The sequence below is a fragment of the Micromonospora citrea genome, assembly GCF_049629545.1.
Taxonomy (GTDB): Bacteria; Actinomycetota; Actinomycetes; order Mycobacteriales; family Micromonosporaceae; genus Micromonospora; species Micromonospora citrea_A.
The window spans coordinates 1-1,922 of sequence record NZ_JBNADX010000061.1 but is presented as its reverse complement, the minus strand read 5'-3'; the positions used below and the strand labels follow the sequence as shown (position 1 = coordinate 1,922).

Annotated in this window: 1 protein-coding gene; it reads left to right on the top strand. The window is 70.8% G+C overall.

What is annotated here, in order from left to right; genetic code table 11:
• On the top strand, nucleotides 1-1,922 hold a 1,922-nt coding region (locus tag ACPFP2_RS29775), incomplete at both ends, for a type I polyketide synthase (protein ID WP_424093558.1).

The window sequence follows — 1,922 nt, the reverse complement described above, 5'->3', positions numbered from 1 at the left end:
GGTCATCGGGTGTTGGCGGTGGTGCGGGGTTCGGCGGTGAATCAGGATGGTGCGTCGAATGGTTTGACGGCGCCGAATGGTCCGTCGCAGCAGCGGGTGATTCGTCAGGCGTTGGCGTCGGCGCGGTTGTCGTCGGTGGACGTGGACGTGGTGGAGGCGCACGGCACCGGTACGACTCTTGGTGATCCGATCGAGGCGCAGGCGTTGTTGGCCACCTATGGGCAGGGCCGGGACGGGCTTGAGCCGTTGTTGTTGGGGTCGGTGAAGTCGAATCTGGGTCATACGCAGGCGGCGGCGGGTGTTGCTGGTGTGATCAAGATGGTGCAGGCGATGCGCCACGGTGTGGTGCCGGCGACCCTGCACGTGGATGTGCCGTCGTCGAAGGTGGACTGGTCGTCCGGTGCGGTGGCGTTGGTGACGGAGTCGCGGGCGTGGCCGGTGTTGGATCGGCCGCGGCGGGCGGCGGTGTCGTCGTTCGGCATCTCCGGCACGAATGCCCACGTCATCATCGAGCAGCCGGAGCCTGAGTCGGAGTCTCAGCCGGACGCTGGGCAGCCGGGGGCGGACGCCGGGCTGTCCGGACCGGTCGAGGTCGACCTGCCGGTGGTGCCCTGGCTCCTGTCGGGACGGTCGGCGGAGAGCCTGACCGGGCAGGCGGCCCGGCTGGCCGAGTTCGCCCGACGGGAGACCGGAACGTCACCCGTGGAGATCGGCTGGTCCCTGGCCACCGCCCGCGCCGCCCTCGACCACCGGGCGGTGCTCCTCGGCACCGACCGTGACGCGCTCCTCGCCACGGTCGACGTCCTCGCCGACGGCGGCTCCGAGACGACGTCCTCGTCGAGCCACCCCGCCGCGACCCTCGTGACCGGTCAGGTGTCGTCGGGCCGCCGGGCGGTGCTGTTCACCGGTCAGGGTGCGCAGCGGCCGGGCATGGGTCGGGAGTTGTACGAGCGGTTCCCGGTGTACGCGGACGCCTTTGATCGGGTGTGTGCGCTGTTCGATGGTCGGCTCGACCACCCGTTGCGGGAGGTGGTGTTCGCCGAGCCGGGCAGTGAGCTGTTGGGTCTGTTGGATCAAACGGTGTTCACCCAGGCGGGGTTGTTTGCCGTGGAGATGGCGCTGTTCGAGTTGCTGTCGTCCTGGGGGGTGCGGGCCGATTACCTGGTGGGGCATTCGATCGGTGAGGTGACCGCCGCCCACGTGGCGGGGGTGTTGTCGCTGGAGGATGCGTGCACCCTGGTGGTGGCGCGCGGGTCATCGATGCAGGCCCTGCCCGCCGGTGGCGGGATGTTGGCGGTGGGTGCGAGCGAGGCTGAGATCCGCGAGGTCATCGGCACCAGCACCGGCAGTGGCAGGACAGCCCGCAGCGGGGATGCAGCCGGCAGCCCTGGCGATGACGGCTCTGCGAGCGCAAACGGCGGCAGTGCGGACCTCGCCGCCAGTGCTGCCGGTGTCGGTGGTGGTGTGGACATCGCGGCGGTCAACGGCCCCCGATCGGTGGTCCTGTCCGGGCCGGTGACAGAGCTGGACCGGGTCGCGCAGGTGTGCGCCGAGCGGGGTTGGCGGGTCAAGCGGCTGTCGGTCAGTCACGCCTTCCACTCGCGTCTGATGGAACCGATGCTGGAGCAGTTCCGGGCGGTCCTGGCCGGCCTGGACTGGCACGCCCCGAAGTTGCCGATCGTGTCGAACCTGACCGGTCGGGTCGCGGACCCGGCGGAGATCGCGGGGCCGGAGTACTGGGTGCGGCATGTGCGGGAGGCGGTCCGGTTCGCCGACGCGATCGCCACCCTGCACGAGGCCGGGGTGAGTACCTTCCTGGAGGTCGGCCCCGACGCCACGCTGACGGCGATGGCCGCCGACACCTCCACCGACCGGCCGGCCCACCACGTCGCCGCCCTGCGCCGCGACCAACCGGAGACCAC